Annotated in this window: 17 protein-coding genes and 1 other annotated feature; of the genes, 7 read left to right on the top strand and 10 right to left on the bottom strand. The window is 42.2% G+C overall.

What is annotated here, in order from left to right:
• Positions 1–81: 81 nt before the first annotated feature.
• Positions 82–1200 (bottom strand): DUF4179 domain-containing protein, encoded by a 1119-nt coding sequence (locus R50345_RS12760; protein ID WP_081954070.1) that lies wholly within the window; start codon positions 1198–1200, stop codon positions 82–84.
• Complete coding sequence (locus tag R50345_RS12755; protein ID WP_081954069.1) at positions 1193–1729, bottom strand: sigma-70 family RNA polymerase sigma factor; 537 nt, start codon at positions 1727–1729, stop codon at positions 1193–1195. The genes R50345_RS12760 and R50345_RS12755 overlap by 8 nt, the downstream gene beginning before the upstream one ends.
• A gap of 225 nt (positions 1730–1954) precedes the next feature.
• Here R50345_RS12755 and R50345_RS12750 point away from each other — a divergent pair, with 225 nt between their 5' ends.
• Positions 1955–2323, top strand: a complete 369-nt coding sequence (locus R50345_RS12750) for a winged helix-turn-helix transcriptional regulator (protein WP_042127064.1) — start codon at positions 1955–1957, stop codon at positions 2321–2323.
• A 148-nt stretch (positions 2324–2471) separates the two neighbouring features.
• Here R50345_RS12750 and R50345_RS12745 read toward each other — a convergent pair whose 3' ends face one another.
• The gene (locus tag R50345_RS12745; RefSeq protein WP_042127063.1) at positions 2472–2897 is read right to left on the bottom strand and encodes a hypothetical protein; all 426 of its coding nucleotides are present in this window, start codon (positions 2895–2897) and stop codon (positions 2472–2474) included.
• 197 nt (positions 2898–3094) lie between these two features.
• Positions 3095–3378: a binding site (T-box leader), on the top strand.
• Between the two features lie 101 nt (positions 3379–3479).
• On the opposite strand from R50345_RS12745, the gene trpS reads away from it, so the two are divergent.
• Positions 3480–4475: a tryptophan--tRNA ligase gene (trpS, locus tag R50345_RS12740; RefSeq protein WP_042127061.1), complete on the top strand. Its 996-nt coding sequence runs from the start codon at positions 3480–3482 to the stop codon at positions 4473–4475.
• Between the two features lie 159 nt (positions 4476–4634).
• Entirely contained in the window at positions 4635–5732 is a 1098-nt protein-coding gene (locus tag R50345_RS12735) for a DUF4303 domain-containing protein (protein WP_042127058.1), read from the top strand.
• 62 nt (positions 5733–5794) lie between these two features.
• Here R50345_RS12735 and R50345_RS12730 read toward each other — a convergent pair whose 3' ends face one another.
• Together R50345_RS12730 and R50345_RS12725 are read right to left on the bottom strand one after the other, a co-directional pair.
• Positions 5795–7027: an aminopeptidase gene (locus tag R50345_RS12730; RefSeq protein ID WP_042127056.1), complete on the bottom strand. Its 1233-nt coding sequence runs from the start codon at positions 7025–7027 to the stop codon at positions 5795–5797.
• Between the two features lie 168 nt (positions 7028–7195).
• The gene (locus R50345_RS12725) at positions 7196–7543 is read right to left on the bottom strand and encodes a hypothetical protein (protein ID WP_042127055.1); all 348 of its coding nucleotides are present in this window, start codon (positions 7541–7543) and stop codon (positions 7196–7198) included.
• A gap of 189 nt (positions 7544–7732) precedes the next feature.
• Between R50345_RS12725 and R50345_RS12720 the strand changes: the two genes are divergently transcribed.
• Together R50345_RS12720 and R50345_RS12715 are read left to right on the top strand one after the other, a co-directional pair.
• Positions 7733–8830, top strand: coding sequence for a VanZ family protein (locus tag R50345_RS12720; RefSeq protein WP_231574169.1), 1098 nt, complete (start codon positions 7733–7735; stop codon positions 8828–8830).
• Positions 8831–8918: 88 nt separating this feature from the next.
• Positions 8919–10358 carry a serine hydrolase domain-containing protein gene (locus R50345_RS12715; RefSeq protein ID WP_042127051.1) on the top strand — a complete coding sequence of 480 codons (1440 nt, stop codon included), beginning with the start codon at positions 8919–8921 and terminating at the stop codon, positions 10356–10358.
• Between the two features lie 74 nt (positions 10359–10432).
• Here R50345_RS12715 and R50345_RS12710 read toward each other — a convergent pair whose 3' ends face one another.
• Positions 10433–11191, bottom strand: coding sequence for an exodeoxyribonuclease III (locus R50345_RS12710; RefSeq protein WP_042132123.1), 759 nt, complete (start codon positions 11189–11191; stop codon positions 10433–10435).
• A gap of 139 nt (positions 11192–11330) precedes the next feature.
• On the opposite strand from R50345_RS12710, the gene R50345_RS12705 reads away from it, so the two are divergent.
• Positions 11331–12500 carry an MFS transporter gene (locus tag R50345_RS12705; RefSeq protein WP_042127049.1) on the top strand — a complete coding sequence of 390 codons (1170 nt, stop codon included), beginning with the start codon at positions 11331–11333 and terminating at the stop codon, positions 12498–12500.
• 114 nt (positions 12501–12614) lie between these two features.
• On the opposite strand, the gene R50345_RS12700 is transcribed toward R50345_RS12705, so the two are convergent.
• Entirely contained in the window at positions 12615–13463 is an 849-nt protein-coding gene (locus R50345_RS12700; protein WP_042127047.1) for a helix-turn-helix transcriptional regulator, read from the bottom strand.
• Positions 13464–13587: 124 nt separating this feature from the next.
• Here R50345_RS12700 and fabF point away from each other — a divergent pair, with 124 nt between their 5' ends.
• Positions 13588–14826 carry a beta-ketoacyl-ACP synthase II gene (gene fabF / locus R50345_RS12695; RefSeq protein ID WP_042127045.1) on the top strand — a complete coding sequence of 413 codons (1239 nt, stop codon included), beginning with the start codon at positions 13588–13590 and terminating at the stop codon, positions 14824–14826.
• An 86-nt stretch (positions 14827–14912) separates the two neighbouring features.
• Here fabF and R50345_RS12690 read toward each other — a convergent pair whose 3' ends face one another.
• From R50345_RS12690 to R50345_RS12680, 3 genes are all read right to left on the bottom strand, one after another.
• Positions 14913–16379, bottom strand: coding sequence for an arabinan endo-1,5-alpha-L-arabinosidase AbnB (locus R50345_RS12690; protein ID WP_081389735.1), 1467 nt, complete (start codon positions 16377–16379; stop codon positions 14913–14915).
• A gap of 188 nt (positions 16380–16567) precedes the next feature.
• Entirely contained in the window at positions 16568–17632 is a 1065-nt protein-coding gene (locus R50345_RS12685) for an ABC transporter ATP-binding protein (protein ID WP_042127043.1), read from the bottom strand.
• A 139-nt stretch (positions 17633–17771) separates the two neighbouring features.
• The gene (locus tag R50345_RS12680; protein ID WP_042127042.1) at positions 17772–18311 is read right to left on the bottom strand and encodes an HXXEE domain-containing protein; all 540 of its coding nucleotides are present in this window, start codon (positions 18309–18311) and stop codon (positions 17772–17774) included.
• Positions 18312–18365: the final 54 nt, after the last annotated feature.

Here is an 18365-nt window from a genome sequence, read left to right as displayed (position 1 = left end):
GGTCAAAAAAAGGCCACTGTTAGCGGCCTTTTGTCTGTATAGCGAATTCATATTTTTGTACATTTAGCTCATATCTACTGCTCATTTTTTCAGTATATCAATATACGCATCCTTCTCGCGATCAGGTCCCGCATTGAGCTTCAATCGAATGGATTTCGGATGATCCAATACGTTGCTGCTAAAGTTGCTTATAAATCCATCCTCACTGCCACTTCCGCCAATCGAGTTATTTTTCAATTCACGCTTCCCAACTCGCGATGTCAACTCACTAGGAGTCTTTCCAAATAACTCATTTCTGATCTCCCAATTAGTTTTTAAATCCTCACTTAGCGTATATTTGACTACTATACTTAACGGAGACAGCTCTACCTGTGCAAGATTCACTTTATTCCCGTCAATCATAAACGGCTGATTAAGAACTATTGTCTCCGTCTTCTGCTCCCAGAATTTTGAATCAATAGCGAAGCTCACCTTTAAACGATCAGAATAACGCATATCAGCTAGATTCGTTCCCGTATTCGGTTTTGCTAGCATGCCGGGATCCACTGAAGCGATCTGAAAATTGGCCACAACCTCTTTTGGAAATGCTTTATTCTTATCTAGTGGATAGATAGTTTTTCCGAGCCATTTATAAATACTATCCTCAGCATGTAAACCCATCCCACTTCTATTACCATTTTTATCCACAACACTTTGTCCTGCAGCATCTGTCAGCCACACACTATTTACGTTGTAAATTTCCTGACCACCACTTGAAGTCCCTGTATACAGCAGCATAATTTTATTTTCGTCAGCGATCACAGCATTCAGTGTGATTTTATACCCGTCTTTCTCAGCGCTTTTATTGACGATTTGCACATAATCATTTCGAATAGCAGATTCTAACGTAAGGGCATCAACATCAGCATCAGCCAACTTCTTAAAAGGTTCCAGTACACCCCAATCACTTGATTCAATACTAGTAGAGGCTTGTTGAGGCAGCAGTTGGGATGGATTGAAGAATAGTAATCCTGCGACCATCATTGCAGCAGTCAGAACAGCCATCGCGCTTTTTGCGAACATTAAATTTTTACCGCGTTTCTTACCTAGCTCGAGTCCTGCTTGTATGGCATAGATTTGTGCGGCGGCACTCTCCATTTTGTGCTCCTGCGGGATCCTTTCGGCATCGATTAACATGGCAAGCTCCTCCTGGCTACTCATTGTTCCAATCACCCCGATTCTTAATGATCGTTCTTAACTGCTTTAATCCTTTATGCTGCCACGTCTTGACCGTTCCCTCAGGTTTATCCAGAATGTTCGCAATCTCGCTCAAGGTCATATCATTGTAGTATTTAAGTAACAGCACATGGCGATACTTGGGCTTAACCTGTTCGAGTGCCCACAGCATTTCCATTCGATGATAGCCAATATGCGTAATTTGCTCTCCCATTCTCTCATCTACAAGCGGCATGGAACGTTTTCTGCGTCTTTGTTCATCTATGCAGACATAAATCAGGATCCGAATGATCCATGATTTGAATGCTTTGGGATCCTTTAATGTTTTTCTTTTAATCCAAGCGCGGCAAGTCATTTCCTGCATCGCTTCAAGCGCATCATTCCGGTTACGTAAATAGCTATAAGCTATACTGTACAGTTGTTCTCTATGTACCAATATGGAATCGTAGAAATCCGTCTCGCTCCGAGTATCAAGAACCGTTACTTTCTTCATTTCTGCATTAGTCATTGACATATCCTTCCTTATCCCCCTCTCCTAAACCTCTCATAGATTAAGACGGGGAGCGTATCGAAACGGTTTTATTTGTATTAACTTTTTTTGAGGCTGAGCACTTTAAGATTATAACATTCTATAAAAAATGAACGATAAATGTTATGATAGATAAAATAGGACATAATCAATAGTACGCACTTAAAAGTACCATAGGCACTAAAAAGTACCTATGCATTGGAGGATATTATGACAACGATTAAGAAAAAATACAATATTTCCGTTGAGGCTACACTCGAAGTTATTGGAGGAAAATGGAAGTGTGTGATTCTCTGTCATTTAACTCATGGTAAAAAACGCACATCAGAATTAAAACAATTGATGCCGGGGATTACTCAAAAGATGTTAACACAACAGCTTCGAGAGTTGGAAGCCGATGGAATCATCAACCGGATCGTATACAATCAGGTTCCACCAAAAGTGGAATATGAACTTAGTGAATATGGTAATAGTCTAAGCGACATTTTAACTTCGCTCTGTAACTGGGGAGAACAACATATCATTAAGCAGTACGGTGATAAATATGCTGTTTTAGAGGATAACATTTTAAATAAATAACGAGAGAAACCATAACTTCAATCTTCTAAGAACCCCTTCCTTATTGGTTGGAGTTTGCTTGATATTTATGCTGCAAAAGTTGAGGTTTTAATTATACGCCCATGAAAAAAAGGACAGCTAAATCAGATCGATTTAACTGTCCCGTAACTTAAATTACGCCATCTCCTCCTATAGCAGTTGCTGTGAATGATATGGGTCCAAATAGATTGATAGGCAAGTTGCTATCATTTTGAATTACCAATTCATAGTTATGGATTCCAATATAAGGACCATCAACCCACTGAACATTTAATTGAATATCAGTAGTTGTAGTAAAACGAAAAAAGGATCTATAAATATCGACTCCAGCACGTCGGATTAAAACAAGAAATTGGCTGTTAGCAAGTGCAGTAAGACTAAAACTACCATTTAACTCGACTCTGCTGGAGAAAGAGGCCGGATTAGCCGGACTAATATTTACTTGCGCTGTGGCTAGACCCGCTCCAGCTCCAGGAATCCCTGCAACCGTTATAGCAGTAGTAAACGGGTCTAACGGGATTTTTGCCTGTGACCCATAACTTATAATTGTCGCCATTTTTAATCACTCCATTTCAAGGTTATAGAATAGTATATTGTGAATCCGCAATGATAGATTGGACTTAATTCCTGATGATTATATACATTTAAGTTATACTTTTACTAGATTATAAAACCTAGATACTTCGAATATCATCCTCTAATTTCCACCTATTGACAAACTCACTTATCAGAATTACAATTACCCAAATATCATGAACAACGTTGAAAAAGGGTAAGTAGACAAATGAACATGGACTTCAGAGAGCCGGTGGTTGCTGCGAACCGGTGTCCAGCGTTTGATCGAATGGCCTTTAGAGTTGCTCTTCCGAACCATCTAACTAGATGCTGTAGGAGAAGCCGGGGTTCCCGCCGTTATCAAGGGACCTGTATCTAGATTGTTTTTAACACTCTCCGTACAGGTAAGAGAAGATCGTAATGCTAACGAAACTTGGTGGCGCGATCAATTAAGGTGGTACCACGACAACTTCGTCCTTATTGGATGAGGTTTTTTTGTCATTTAAGGAGGTGATGGCCATGGATGATGGCTGGTGGTGGCGATTCAATGTTAATCAAAAGCGACAAAACAGGAGGAATTTAAATGATAAAAGAACGTGTATTAACTGGAGATCGAGTGACCGGAAAGCTGCACCTTGGCCATTACGTGGGCAGCTTGCAGAACCGAGTGGCTCTACAGGAGCAATATGATACTTTTGTGTTTCTAGCAGATATTCAAGCCCTAACGACTCACTTTGATCGGCCTCAACTACTGGGTCAAAACTTGAATGAAATCACACTCGACTATTTATCAGCGGGTATAGATCCAGATAAAGCCACTATATTCATTCAATCTATGATTCCAGAGATTGCCGAACTGACTGTTCTGTTCTCCATGTTCGTCACTGTGAATTCTTTGCGGCACAATCCTACCATTAAAGCCGAATCGAAAAATTCCAGCTTAGATGAACTATACTATGGTTTTCTTGGGTATCCAGTAAGCCAGACTGCCGATATAACCTTTTGTAAAGCGACGATTATTCCTGTAGGCGAAGACCAGCTTCCCCATCTGGAGTTGACCCGCAAAATCGTACGTAGATTCAACGAGCTGTACAGCCCCATCCTTGTGGAGCCGAGAGCGCTTATCAGCGAGACCCCAAGACTAGTGGGAACAGACGGCAATGCAAAAATGAGCAAAAGCTTAGGTAATGCCATCGAGCTGGACTCCACGAAGGAAGAGATCACCTTCAAAATCCGCAAAGCCACAACTGATCCAGCCCGTGTTCATAAAAATGATCCTGGGCATCCAGATATTTGTCCCATTTATGCTTATCATCGCGCTTTTCGTTCCCACGGCGCCAGTGAAATTCACGAGAGCTGCGAAAATGGCTGTATAAGTTGTTCTGCCTGTAAGCAGCTTATCACGACAGCTCTAGACCAATTAATTGAACCGATGCGTGAGCGGCGCTCCTATTATGCAGCCAGACCCAAGGTTGTTAAGGATATCTTATTATCCGGAACTAAACGTGCCCGCAACATTGCTCAAGAAACGATGTCCGAAGTACGCGAGGCCATGGGCCTTAATTATTTTTCAAAATAAATCTGATCCGTATGGGCAATAAAAAAACGCTGGACTCTCTATTGGAGAGAGCTCCGGCGTTTTTTTAGATCCAGCGTCACATTGGACAGCGGCTCTTAGAGGAAAAAAGAAGAAATTGTCGAATCATTCATTTAAATCATAGTAGAAAGAAGAATGGACATGAATACATTTTATTCACAGCTTGGACGTGTGCTTGAAGAGAGAACTCCGTTCCACCAAGAAGGTTACTATCTTTTATATGATGGAAACAGAGCAAAATTTAGTCCCACTAAACCTAATCATATCGAAATTGTTACAGCTGAAAGTTTTGTAAATACTCTCGTTAAGAACAGTAAAGCAGTCATTTCTTCTTTCGCGAGTGGACCTGACAATAAAGATGTCTATGTTTTTAATCTTCAAGCTGATGAGTTTTATAACATCAACATTTATCTAAATACCCTTGAAGGTTTCCAGCGAGCTTTAGAGAGAAATCCAAAGGATCGAGATGAACGTTCAATAAACTGGTTGAAATATAATCAGGGGGATTTTCGGTACCACTTATGGCTTGAAGACGATAAGATCGTGAATTATTTTACCCAACTAGCAGATCTGACAACTTATCCAGAAGAAGATTTTCTCTTTAACACGGAGGATCAACCTATCATCGCCTTTGAAGCAGGGATTATTAAAATGGGGTATTATCTGCTGACGCTAAAAGCAATGCAGCGTTTGATCACTGAGGGTGAGCTTCAGTCATTAAATACAACTGAAGACTTTATTGCCTTTGCCTCCACAGGGAACAATGACTTAGATTACAGTATTGTGATGCCAAAAACCATCGAACCTGCTTTATTCGCAAAGATTTTCCCATTTGATCATGCAAAAGATTTACAATTTCGAGAGCTGATGTTGCAGAATCAACATTTCTCAGTCACTGAATATTTAGATTATTGGACCGACGCAGTTCTTAGCAGCTACAGTGACACGATTCCATATATTTACGGGAAGTCTGACCTAGAAGTGTTCATACAAATGGAGCATCTTGGAAATGCACTGGCTCAGGAATGCATCCAACGTTTAAATCCCTTAATAGATTTGGAGATCATTGAAATTGAGAATTATTACTTCATTTATTACTATATAGAAGCGCTGCATTTTGCAGGACCGCTAACAGAGGAACAACTTGATGATTGTAAGCAGCTAGCAAACCGCATGAATGAAAGAGGCGAAGATCTGGAAGACGCTTTGCGCGAAATAAACGCTGTAATAAATTTATAAATATTCTCAAAAGAAAAGGCCGTAACCCTCCCCCAAAGGGATCATTACGGCCTTATTTTCACTTACAGCACCCAATTTCCCCTACGGAATACCGGTTCAATCGTACCATCCGCCAGTTCTCCATCAATATCCAGTTCTGCCGAACCGATCATAAAATCGACATGTGTTAAGCTGACATTAGCACCTCGTGCGACAAGCTCTTGATTCGTAAGCTTTGTGCCGCCTTCAATATTGACAGGATAGGCACTTCCCAACGCGAAATGGCAGGAGGCATTCTCATCAATCCCTGTATTGTAGAAAATTCGGTTCAAGCGAGAGATTGGAGAATCATGCTGCACTAAAGCCACTTCTCCTAAATAGGATGCACCTTCATCCGTTGCCAGCAGCGAAGTCAGATGCTCACGTCCAGATTCAGCTTCATATGCTACTACTTTTCCATCTTTAAAGGTGAATGAAAGACCTTCTACCAAACGTCCATTCAGATTCAAAGGGAGTGTACTTCTAACTGTACCATTCACACCTGTACGATGGGGCATCGAATAGATTTCTTCGGTTGGCATATTTGCCACGAAATACACACCTTTATCATTCTCTCCACCGCCTCCGCGCCACAGATGACCTTCCGGAAGCTCCACATGTAGGTCCGTTCCCGGTGCACGGTAATGCAGGCTTTTATAACGCTTAGCGTTCATTCTATCCTGACTCTCTTTTAAATGACCGATATGTTCTCTCCACGCGGCAACAGGATCCTCGCTACCTACACGATTCATCTGGAATACGGCTTCCCACATCGCTTCTACTCGATCTTCCTCAGGGAGATCGGCAAACACTTTGTTTGCCCAAGCACGCGTCGGAGCCTTAACGAGAGACCAGCTGATTTTGCTATTGCGGGTATATTTGGAGTAGTTTTTGCGAGCAACAGCTGCCGCTTTAACTGCTCTTGATACTTTGGAAGAATCAATACCATTGAACAATTCCGGATCAGGTACTTTAATATGTAAGATGGCGCCGTTCTCTTCCGCAAACTTCTCCATCATTTCTGCTTGCCACTGTGGATAATAATCAAAGGAATCTTCCGGAGCTTTTTCATAACGAATCCGTGTAGTCGCTTCATCGTCCCATTCAACAATTACATATTTAGCACCTGCTTCATAGGCTTTACCTACAATCAAGCGAGTAAGCTCAGCAGTTTCAATAGGCGCATGCACCATTAAGACTTGTCCAGGCTGTACATTTACCCCAACCTTTACAACCAGGTTCGCATATTTCTCTAACATGACATCAAAATCTTTCATGAATTCTCTTCCTCCATCTCTATGGTTGCTTTACTGTCGCACCAAAGCACCGGAGCTCCTTAACAGCAGACGGTCAGCTTCACTTCTTATTTTAACGCAAAATGCTAAGAGTTGCGATTCGTTATAAGAAAGCGGCCCCCATGAAGGGAACCGCTCACGTAAAAATCCTTATTTTTTATCCACCTGCAGCAAAGTTACGGTCTTTAAAGAATAGGTATGCATAATCTTGTCTTCAGAGATTACGTTAAGCTTGGTCAAACTTGCTACCTTCGCTGGGTCTGATTTAGAGAGCATACGCCACACTTCAGGGTCTGATAAGGTTTCATAAAGCTTCAGATCATCATATTCTTTGCGGTTCTGCATCACTAGCTTCACCTTGTAGCTTCCAATTTCAGTCTCAGTTGCCCCCTGCTCACTACAATAGCTTAGAATTTCCTGGCGAAGCTCCCCCAGTTCTTTTTCGATTTCCTTTTGTTTTTGCTTCAGACGATAATACTGCTGTACCTTTTTCTCCATCACTTCACGCTCCTCTATAAACATATGTATGCCGGAAGCGCTAAATAAATAAGTTGAGTTCCCTATCATAAAATTTTATAATGAGCCGGGAACGCTAGTTTGCAGCAGACTCCTTTTCTTCCACAAAAACAATGATTCGGCAGGTGACTTATGTTTCATTCTTACTTTTTCCCAATTTCTTATGCCTTTATGATGTTTCCTATAGCGGCATTGATCTTCACGCTCCCTTTTCTAATCGTTCAATACCGTAGACACGGCTACATTCATAAGCTTAGAGCTTTAATCCTATACTTACTCTTGCTCTATCTGATGAACGCTTATTTTCTCGTATTGCTTCCGATGCCTTCCTCAAGACATAATATGACGCCTTCAGGGAGTATCATGCAGCTCATCCCTCTTCAGTTCATACAAGATATTATAGACGGCTCTAAGATCATACCTGATCAGATTTCAACGTATTGGTCTTTACTACGAGAGCCCGCTTTTTTACAGGTGATATTTAACATCGCTCTGACAGTGCCGTTTGGATTGTTTCTGGGCTACTATTTTCGAACGCGCTGGGGAATGTGTATTCTCTTGTCTTTCATGCTTTCGTTATCTTTTGAGGTCACTCAGGTTACAGGCATCTACGGCTTTTTTGATCATCCCTACCGTCTATTTGATGTCGATGATCTTATTACCAACACGCTGGGAGGGATCTTTGGATTCCGAATTGCTATCTGGATAAACGGGTTACTGCCACGCATAGAACAACTGGATACGAATATCGATCGTTCCGCCAAAAGAGTCTCCTATACCCGCAGAGGGATTGCTTTTTTCATCGATAGTATGGTGTGGATCATTGGGTTTGGTGTACTTTATGGATTCGATATAAAAAGTGCTTTCTGGATTGTAACAGGGATGTACTTCATCCTGATTCCAGCTTTCACCGGTGGGCGGACCTTAGGCAAATGGATTGTACGGATTCGGGTAACGAACAGTGGTAATCGGGCTTCTTTCTGGGCGCTTATGATCCGATATGGTCTGTTATATTGGGTAATCCTTGGACTTCACGCTATTGTTATCGATTCTGATGTGACGGGGCTTCTATCTTCACCATTGAGAACGGTAGCTTATCTCTTTGTTCTACTGGTCGATTTAGCTTTCTTTATTCATTTAATCATTAAGGTATTCAAAAAAGATGACCAGCTAATCTATGAGAAATTAAGCCGAACCTCGCATGTGATTTCATGGCCAGAGAAAAGACCGCATACCGATGCCTCAATCAGTAGTTCTATAGAGAATTGAAAAATCCTCCCTTATATCTAGTATTTATACCATGGAATTTATTATAAAATAGGAAGGTACGGATTCTCAAAATTTAGGAGATGAATGAATGGAAACTACAAGTAGCTTGCAGTTGTCTAGAAGTCTTCCAGAAGAGCAGGGCATTTCATCAGCCGCAATTTCCAGCTTTATTGATGCAGTAGAGGCGCAAAGCTTAGGTCTGCACAGCTTTATGCTCCTTCGTCATGGATATGTAATCTCGGAAGGCTGGTGGTCTCCTTATAAGCCCGACCTTCCGCATATGCTTTTTTCCCTGAGCAAAAGCTTCACTTCAACTGCTATCGGTTTTGCTGTGACAGAGAAACTCATCACTCTTGATGATTCGGTTATTTCGTTCTTTCCTGAGGATTCACCTGAGGAGATTACAAGCAATTTATCCAAAATGAGCATTAAGCATCTATTGATAATGGGTACAGGACAAGTCGTGGACACGATGGATCCCCTTAAACAAAGTGCGGACGGGAATTGGGTGAAAGCCTTCTTCACGGTCCCTGTAGAAAAAGAACCTGGAACGCATTTTCTCTATAATACCGGCGCTACTTACATGCTATCTGCGATTATTCAAAAGGTCACCGGACAAACGCTGCTTGAATACTTAGAACCACGTCTCTTCACGCCTCTTGGTATCCGTAGTGCCACTTGGGAATCCTGTCCCCGTGGAATTAACACTGGCGGATACGGTTTAAACATAACCACAGAGGATATCGCTAAATTCGGCCAGCTCTTCTTACAGAAAGGCATCTGGAATAATCAGCGTCTTTTACCTGAAGAGTGGATAGATGAGGCCACTTCCAAACACATCTCGAATGGCGAAGGCGATCATGACTGGGCGCATGGATATGGTTTTCAATTTTGGAGATGCCAGCATGGAGCCTACCGGGCAGATGGCGCATTCGGACAACTCTGTATTGTTCTACCAGGCCAAGACGCTGTAATAGCTATTACAAGCGCATCATCTAGCACAGAAGGAATATTAAATGCAGTGTGGGAGCATCTACTACCCAATATGAAGGATGCACCTCTTCCTGAAGATCAGTCTTCATCTGCAGCCTTGGTAGACCAATTAAAGAATTTATCGATAAATCCTCCACAATTGCAACAGTCCTCCATTCTGGAAGATCAAATAAATGATATGACCTATACACTCGAAAACAACCAATTCTCACTAGCTACCTTCTCGATCTCCTTCAACAATGAAGACGCTGAGGTTACTTTAATAAGTAAGCTTGGTGAGAGCAATGTCATTCGATTAGGCCGAGGACAATGGCTCGAAAGCTTTGCGCTAATTCTTGAGCCTTCCATGAACCGGATTATGTCCAGCTTTACTTGGTTAGCAGAAGATCAACTTCAGTTGTCCTTGCTGTTTGTTGAAATGCCCTTCTATATCACTCTTGAGATTAAAATATTAGAGAACATGTTATTGCTTAAATCGAAGATTAATGTAAACATGGGTCCGCTTGAATTCGATGATATGATTGGCAGAATTTAGTATTCACACCCGTAAAATAAAGGCCGCTCTCCCTTACACAGGAACTTAGCGGCCTTCAATCATTTATTTTGATCTCAAAAATCTGCAAGCTTCAAAATGACTGGACAATGATCACTGCCCATAATCTGACAATCAATTTGAGCATCAAGTACATTAGGCGCAAGTCTAGAAGAAGCTAAGAAATAATCAATCCGCCAACCCACATTCCGCTCTCTCACCTTCGGCATATAAGACCACCATGAATACACTCCCTCTAGCTCCGGGTGGAGATATCTGAAAGTATCAATGAAGCCCGATTCTAGCAGCGTACTCATTTTGCCTCTCTCTTCATCTGTAAAACCAGAGTTCCCACGGTTAGCCTTTGCATTCTTGATATCGATATCCTCATGGGCTACATTTAGGTCTCCACAGACAACTACCGGTTTACTCTTGTCCAGTTCTAAGAGATATTTTCGGAAACGGTCCTCCCATTCCATTCTGTAATCCAATCGAGACAGATCTCGTTTGGCATTAGGCGTATAGACGTTGACCAGATAAAAATGTTCAAACTCTAATGTTATGATACGACCTTCTGCTTCCTCATCTTCTTCCATTCCATATCTTGCAGAGATCGGCTTGATTTTAGTAAATATAGCCGTACCGGAATAGCCCTTCTTCACTGCGTAATTCCAGTATTGATCGTATTCTTCACCATGCTCCAGTGTAATTTGCCCTTCCTGAAGCTTTGTCTCTTGAACACAAAAGATATCAGCATCTACTTCTTTGAAATAGTCATTAAACCCTTTTTTGACACATGCCCGAAGGCCATTAACATTCCATGATACCAGCTTGATCATCGACTTTTCTCCTTGCATTTTGCTTTAATTATTCTCAGTTTATCATAGTTTTATATCCTAATCATTCACCATCCATGTTACAATAACAAAATTGACTCTATCTAAATAATATTTAATACGTGAGGTAAAGAAACTTATGAAGGCACCAACACTATTACGAGGATTTAACTTTTTGTATTTTGCATTGCTGGCGATGTTCATTCCTTTTCTGCCAGTCTATCTAGGAGAGCAAGGTTTAAATCCGGCGCAAATTGGATTCATTATTGGTACTGGAGGTTTTGTTACCATTATTGCTCAACCCTTATGGGGGATGATCAGCGACAAAACAAGAACGATCCGCAAGGTACTTTTAGTTCTGTTGTTATGCTCTGCGGTGACGGGATACTTTTTATTCGATTCCAATAGCTATGTGGGACTTATTCTTTTTGCTATGCTGCTATATTTCTTCTTGATGCCTATCGATCCGCTAGCTGAAAGCTTGAATTTCCGGGTTTCCGAAGCAGCTGGAATTAGCTATGGGTCGATACGCACATACGGTGCCTTAGGGTACGGTGTAATGGCCTTGCTCACAGGTTATGTGCTGAGTTACTTCGGCTCTCATGGGATGGCCATGCTGTTCGTTGGTATTAGCCTTACAAGCTTCATCGTCAGCTGGTTCATGCCTGATGCTCCAGTCACGGGTAAACCGGTTACTCTTGACAGCTTAAAGCATTTTCTAAGCAACAAAGAAACGCTGTTGTTTCTAGTGCTTATCTTTATCAGCTCCGTTCCTGCGCGAATGAACGATACCTTCCTTGGTGTTTATATCCGTGAGCTTGGTGGCAGTCCTGAATTAGTAGGTCAATCGTTCTTTATCGCCGCAATGAGTGAGATTATTGTCTTTGCTTTAAGCTTTTGGTGGCTTCGCAAAGGAAAAGAGCTGATCATTATTTCGATTTCCGGAGCCTTTTATTTTCTTCGATTCTTTATTTCCGCTTGGATTACTGATCCGCATTTGCTAGCTTATCTACAGATACTACAAATCCTTACCTTTCCAGTATTCTACTCCGCAGCTATTCAGTATCTGTATAGTATTGTGCCTGAGGAGTGGCGGGCTACGGGTCAAACAGTACTGGCGCTATTGTTCTTCGGGGTATCAGGCATTCTCGCTTCTTATGCTGGAGGAGCCTTATATGAAGCCTTCGGCGGTAAGGCCCTTTACTTAACAATATCCGTGATGTCATTTATCGGCATGCTGTTTGGATTAATATTGTTCCGAATCTATGGAAAGAAAACCGGCAATAAAAAGAATATAACCACTAATTAATCTTCCAATGTTTAAACGGGAGTGTCCATAGCCACGTAAATGGCTGGCGGACACTCTCGTTTTCTATGAATAAGCGTATTAGCCTTTAAGAAAACCTTGCAGGCTGGAACTTGGTCATTCTTTATGCTGCTCCATAAGCTGCTTCAGCTTGATTTCAGTATTCGAATCAGCGGCAGGTGTATAAATACTACAGCGTAAATCTGTGCTGCCTTGAACCTGTAGCGAGGTTAAATGAAATAACATTTTCCCAGCTTTGGCATGTCTGAACTCCAGTAGGACATCCGGAGCGGAGCTTACACGGCTTTGTTCCCACATTTCATTAAACGCTGGGTGTAGTCCCTTTAATTCCTCTATAAATTCATCGTACCAGCGATCCTCAACATATTGTCCGTAATAAGCCCTGAAGATGGATAGATAACCGCTTACGAACTGTTCCCAATTTACAGCTAAACGTCTGAACTCCTTGCGAACAAATAACAACCGAATCATGTTTCTCTCCTCAATGGGCAGCTTGGAGAAATCAAGAAACACATGTGCTGCCGCCTCATTCCAACCTACAATCCCGCAACGTCGGTCTGAAATAATCGTAGGACAGGTCTTAAGCTCCTGTAAAATCTTCTGTAGAGAAGGACTGATTACAGAGGATTCTTCTTGCTGAAATAGAACGTTTCCTGTTCCAGTCTCTAATGCCAGTGCAAAAAGATACTTCCGCTCATCAGGAGTCAGCTTTAGAGCTGTTGCGATACAATCTAGAACAGATGAAGATACTTTAATATCCCTACCCTGCTCTAGCCATGTATACCAGGTACTGCTTACCCCCGCTAGCTGTGCAACTTCTTCCCTTCGAAGCCCAGGCGTTCTCCTGCGTGTACCTTCTGGCAATCCAACAGAGCTGGGTGAGATCGCTGCACGACGTGCTTTTAAGAAATCTGATAATGCCTGTAATCTCGTCTGATTACCCATACGCTTACTCTCCTCTCTGTTGCAATCATTAGTATAGTACAAATTATACTAGGATAAACGATAACTTGTAATAGGATAAAATTAGTGGAAAAATACCTATATACACTAGTTGAGGAGGTTCACTATGGAGCGCGTAGTTATTACAGGTATGGGCTTAATCTCGCCCCTTGGAAATACAATAGAGCAATTCTGGGATCGTCTAGTTTCTGGTGAGTCGGGTATATCCCCAATCACTTCATTTGATACTTCTAACTTTAAGACCAAAATCGCGGGAATCGTGCATGACTTCGATGCAGAAGGCAGATTCGGTCGTAAAGAAGCACGCAGAATGGATAGATTTAGTCAGTTCGCCCTCGCCGCCGCTGAAGATGCATGGACACATTCCGGTCTACAGCTTGATAAGATTGACAAGGAGCGCCTCGGAGTTTACGTAGGATCAGGCGTTGGTGGAATTCAGACCTTGATGGAGCAAGGGAGCGTGCTTAAAGGTCGTGGACCGGATCGGGTAAGTCCCACATTAATTCCCATGATGATCTCTAATATGGCTGCAGCGATGATCAGCATTAAATTAGGCGCCATGGGACCTACAATGTCTCCAGTAACTGCGTGTTCTATTGGGAATACGGCGATCGGTGAAGCCTTCCGGTTGATCCGTTACGGAGGTGCCGACATTGTAATTGCTGGTGGTTCAGAAGCAGCCATTACTGAAATATCCTTAGCCAGTTTCGGCAATGCCACCTCCTTATCCACTCGAAATGAGGAGCCGGTTAAGGCGAGTCGCCCCTTTGATGGGGAGCGTGATGGATTTGTTATCGGTGAAGGCGGTGGAATAGTTATTCTAGAGTCACTCTCCCACGCTAAGCGTAGAAATGCCAAGATCCACGGAGAAGTTATCGGCTATGGAGCCAGCTCTGATGCTTACCATATGGTCGCCACGCATCCAGAAGGAATCGGTGCTTATCAAGCAATGAAATTGGCACTGAATGAAGCAAATCTCCAGCCGGAGGAGGTGGATGTAATCAGCGCCCATGCCACTAGTACAGTAGTAGGTGACCGCTCCGAGACCTTTGCGATAAAGAAGTTATTCGGCGATCAAGCCTACCAGATCCCCGTAACCGCTAATAAGTCCATGACAGGACATGCCTTAGGCGCGGCCGGTGGTCTAGAAGCCATAGCCCTAATTAAGAGCATTCAAGAAGGAATCATCCCCCCTACCATTAATCAGGAGGTCAAAGATTCCATTTGTGATCTTGATTATGTCCCGAACATGGCTAGAAAAACCGATCTTACTATAGGCATGTCTAACTCCTTTGGTTTCGGCGGGCATAATGCTGTCATTGTGATTCGTAAGTTTGAAGACTGACCATTCATCCACAAAACGGGGCTCCAGCTTAGTCGTTAGGACTAATTGGAACCCCGTTTCCACTTCCTATTTTTTATTAAATTCTATTATTCCATTGCTGATACATGGCTCCCCCAAATAGAGATCCCCTCTTTGGAAACTGCAGTAAACGTCATAACGTTACTGGCAGTAGCTTCATTCCACTCTCTCAGGAACACCCCATTATAAGTAGCACCGTCAATGGTAAGTTCAGCCGTATGCTCATCGATAAGCTTCCACTTTCCTTTTACCGCTCCTTTAATCTTTCCGCTCTTAGTCAATTCAATCAGTTCTGACTGCACGATATCAGCCGTTATCTCTTTGTTATGGTTCAAATATTTGTATTCACCTGAAATTTGCTCTTTCGTGTATTTCTCAATGGTCTCTCCTCCATAACGGTGTGGGGCTACAACTGGCCACCCCTCACTATTCATAAACATCTGATGAACTCTCACCTCATGCTTTTCACCACGATTTGGTAACCGTGTATGGAAGATCAGATAATACTTGCCATTCTCTTCATCATAAAATGCAGAGTTATGACCTGGTGATACATATCCTTCTCCACTCACTGGCAGCTCATCATCCGTATTCAGGAATTCGAAATTCCCCATTAGCTTCATTCCGTATGGCGCATATGCAGGATCATCGAACAATACCGTAGGCGATCCTTGTGCATGAATCATATCCTGACCCTGAGAATCCTCGAATGGTCCATCAGGCGCCTTTGAGCGAGCTACACGGATGTTATAGCCACCATCAGCTGCCAACCCTCCATATGATAGGAACAGATAGTAGTAATCCGTTTCCGGACTATACAGCATATATGGGGCTTCTATCCGAGCATGATTCGCACCCAGAAGCTTTTTGCCATAGCCTTGATCCGGCAGCGGGAAGCCTGTATTAGCATCTAGTTCCATAATGAAAATACCACCGGAATAAGAACCGTAGACCATCCACAGCTTCCCTTCTTTATCAAAGAACACATCCGGGTCTACTACATTTGGCTTTTGAGTGGCATCATATATTTCTCCATCATCACCCATGCCCATCATACCTGACTTCAGAATGACACCCTTATTCTTATAGGGTCCTTCAATATTATCCGACACGGCTATGCCGAGGGCAGACAACGGGGAATCCCCTTTACAAGCATTGTAATACATATAATATTTACCGTCCGCCAATTGGATAACATCCGGTGCCCATAAGGTATCCGTCTGTGCCCATTCTAATGCTTCAGCAAACTCCTCTTTAACATTAGGAATGAGTACATTTCCTGCTACCACTCCTGAGGACAACTGAGACCAAGACATCAGATCATTTGATTTAGCAGATGCTAAATGAGAACCAAACACATAGTATTTATTATCTGCCATAATGATCGACGGATCATGTACAGATACATTTTTAAAGACAGGCTGGGCAGAGTCAGTTAAGTGATTTGAATTGCTGGAACTAGCTGAATTGTCATTACACGCTGTTACTACTAATAATGAAACGCTAATCATTGTAGTCATAATGGCTTTTCTCATCGTTATACCCCCTATGTATGCCTTTTCATTTTGAAACGAAAACGTGCAATAGTCAATCCTTTTATTTAAGTAAACACGTATTAATTCATATTTATTTAAATAATAGTGAACTTTTGGACATAAAAAAACGCCAAGCCATCGAAATGGCCTGACGTTATTAATTTAAATTCTAATAAGTTAACCGCTTATTAAGCGTTATTTTCCACCAAAACTGGCTCTGGATAAGCATTCTTAAGCACACGTTGTCTGTTCTTAACAACTGCCGGCGGCTCTACCTTAGGAGCCATCGGATGCATTAGCCATGACTTCACCATATGTGTATCTGAAACTTTATACATAGGCGGCTCTTTCTCCATGTCAATCTGCATAGCGTAAGTGCTACGTAGTGCGAAAGCATCACCCTTAGGCGGTTTGATCAGATCGGGTGGTGTACCTGGAATCGCTGTAAGCAAAGATCCTTTGCTCTCTAGACTTGGCATGGAAGCCAGCAAGCCCCAAGTGTATGGGTGTCTTGGATCGTAGAAGATCTCTTCCGCTGTTCCCATTTCGACAATTTGTCCAGCATACATTACTGCTACACGATCTGCCATTCTTGCTACAACCCCGAGATCATGGGTGATAAAAATAATAGCCGTATCAATCTTCTTCTGCAATTCCTTCATCAAATCAAGGATTTGTGCTTGAATCGTTACGTCAAGCGCTGTAGTCGGCTCATCCGCAATCAGAAGCTTAGGGTTCGCAGCAAGTGCCATTGCAATAACAACACGTTGACGCATACCACCACTGAATTCATGTGGATATTGATTAAAGCGGCGTTCCGGTGATGGAATACCTACAAGATTGAGAAGCTCAACCCCACGTTTATTCGCATCAGCCTTGGAGATGTTCTCGTGTTTGAGAAGCACTTCAGTAATTTGTCTGCCGACCTTCATCATTGGATTCAATGAGGTCATTGGATCCTGAAAAATCATACCGATCTCTTTACCACGAATTTTCTGCATTTGCTTCTCAGTCTTGCCAATCAAATCTTGTCCATCAAACAGAATCTGTCCGCGTTTATATTCTCCTGGTGGTGTAGGAACTAGCTTCATAACCGCTTGTGAGGTTACACTTTTACCGGAACCTGACTCCCCAACAATCGCTAGAGTTTCACCTTTATCTACATGGAAGCTAACACCACGGATCGCTTGTACCTCTCCACCGTGTGTTTTGAATGATATCGCTAAGTCTTTTACCTCTAAAAGGCGCTCCATCTTGTCACCCTCTCATTTCCTCGTCAATTATGATAATGATTCTCAGCATGTTGTAAGCAATAAGTATTATTTTATCTAGTTTTAAGGGTTCTAGTCAAGATTTTTCTGAAAAAAATACGTCTAGCAGCAGACTTTAGTACTAGTTCTGTTTATTTCGTGTTCTATTCTTCACAAGCAACCACATCAAAGGTGGAAGTAAAAGAAGTACAACTACCAAGGACAGCCCGATATCTGCAATAGATACCACGCCGTCATCCAACAGTCGATAATACGCATAAAGAGAATAAGGAAGAACTACTAGTACTGCTGTAACAACTCCAGGTGTATACATTTTCAAATAAATAGTCTGTCCTAGATGAGTAAATACATGGAAGAAGAACACTGCAAGAACAGCCAAATACAATAAATAGTATGAAAAGAATACTGCGATGCAGGTTACAGCCACTATCAAAATATACACGAATAATACATCCAAAGCAAAGTTACGTGTAGTCATGTGCATCATCGAGGTATACATTTTCCGCATAAATGGTGGTATAGCTGCTTTGACTCTGGTTCCATATTTGGCACTCCAAGCTTCGATAACTAAAATTTCTTCAAAATCGTGAAACATAAATAGTATCGGCAGCAGCCACAGCAAACTCACTTCATTAATATGTACACTCAGCCATTCAAACACTAGCGTCCCTCTCCTCCCGCTCTTCCTCCTTCTCTTCTACGCTGTAAATGTGTC

This window comes from Paenibacillus sp. FSL R5-0345 (assembly GCF_000758585.1).
Classification (GTDB): Bacteria; Bacillota; Bacilli; order Paenibacillales; family Paenibacillaceae; genus Paenibacillus_AQ.
Note: the sequence above shows the minus strand (reverse complement) of the source record. Positions and strands in the feature narration are given on the sequence as shown.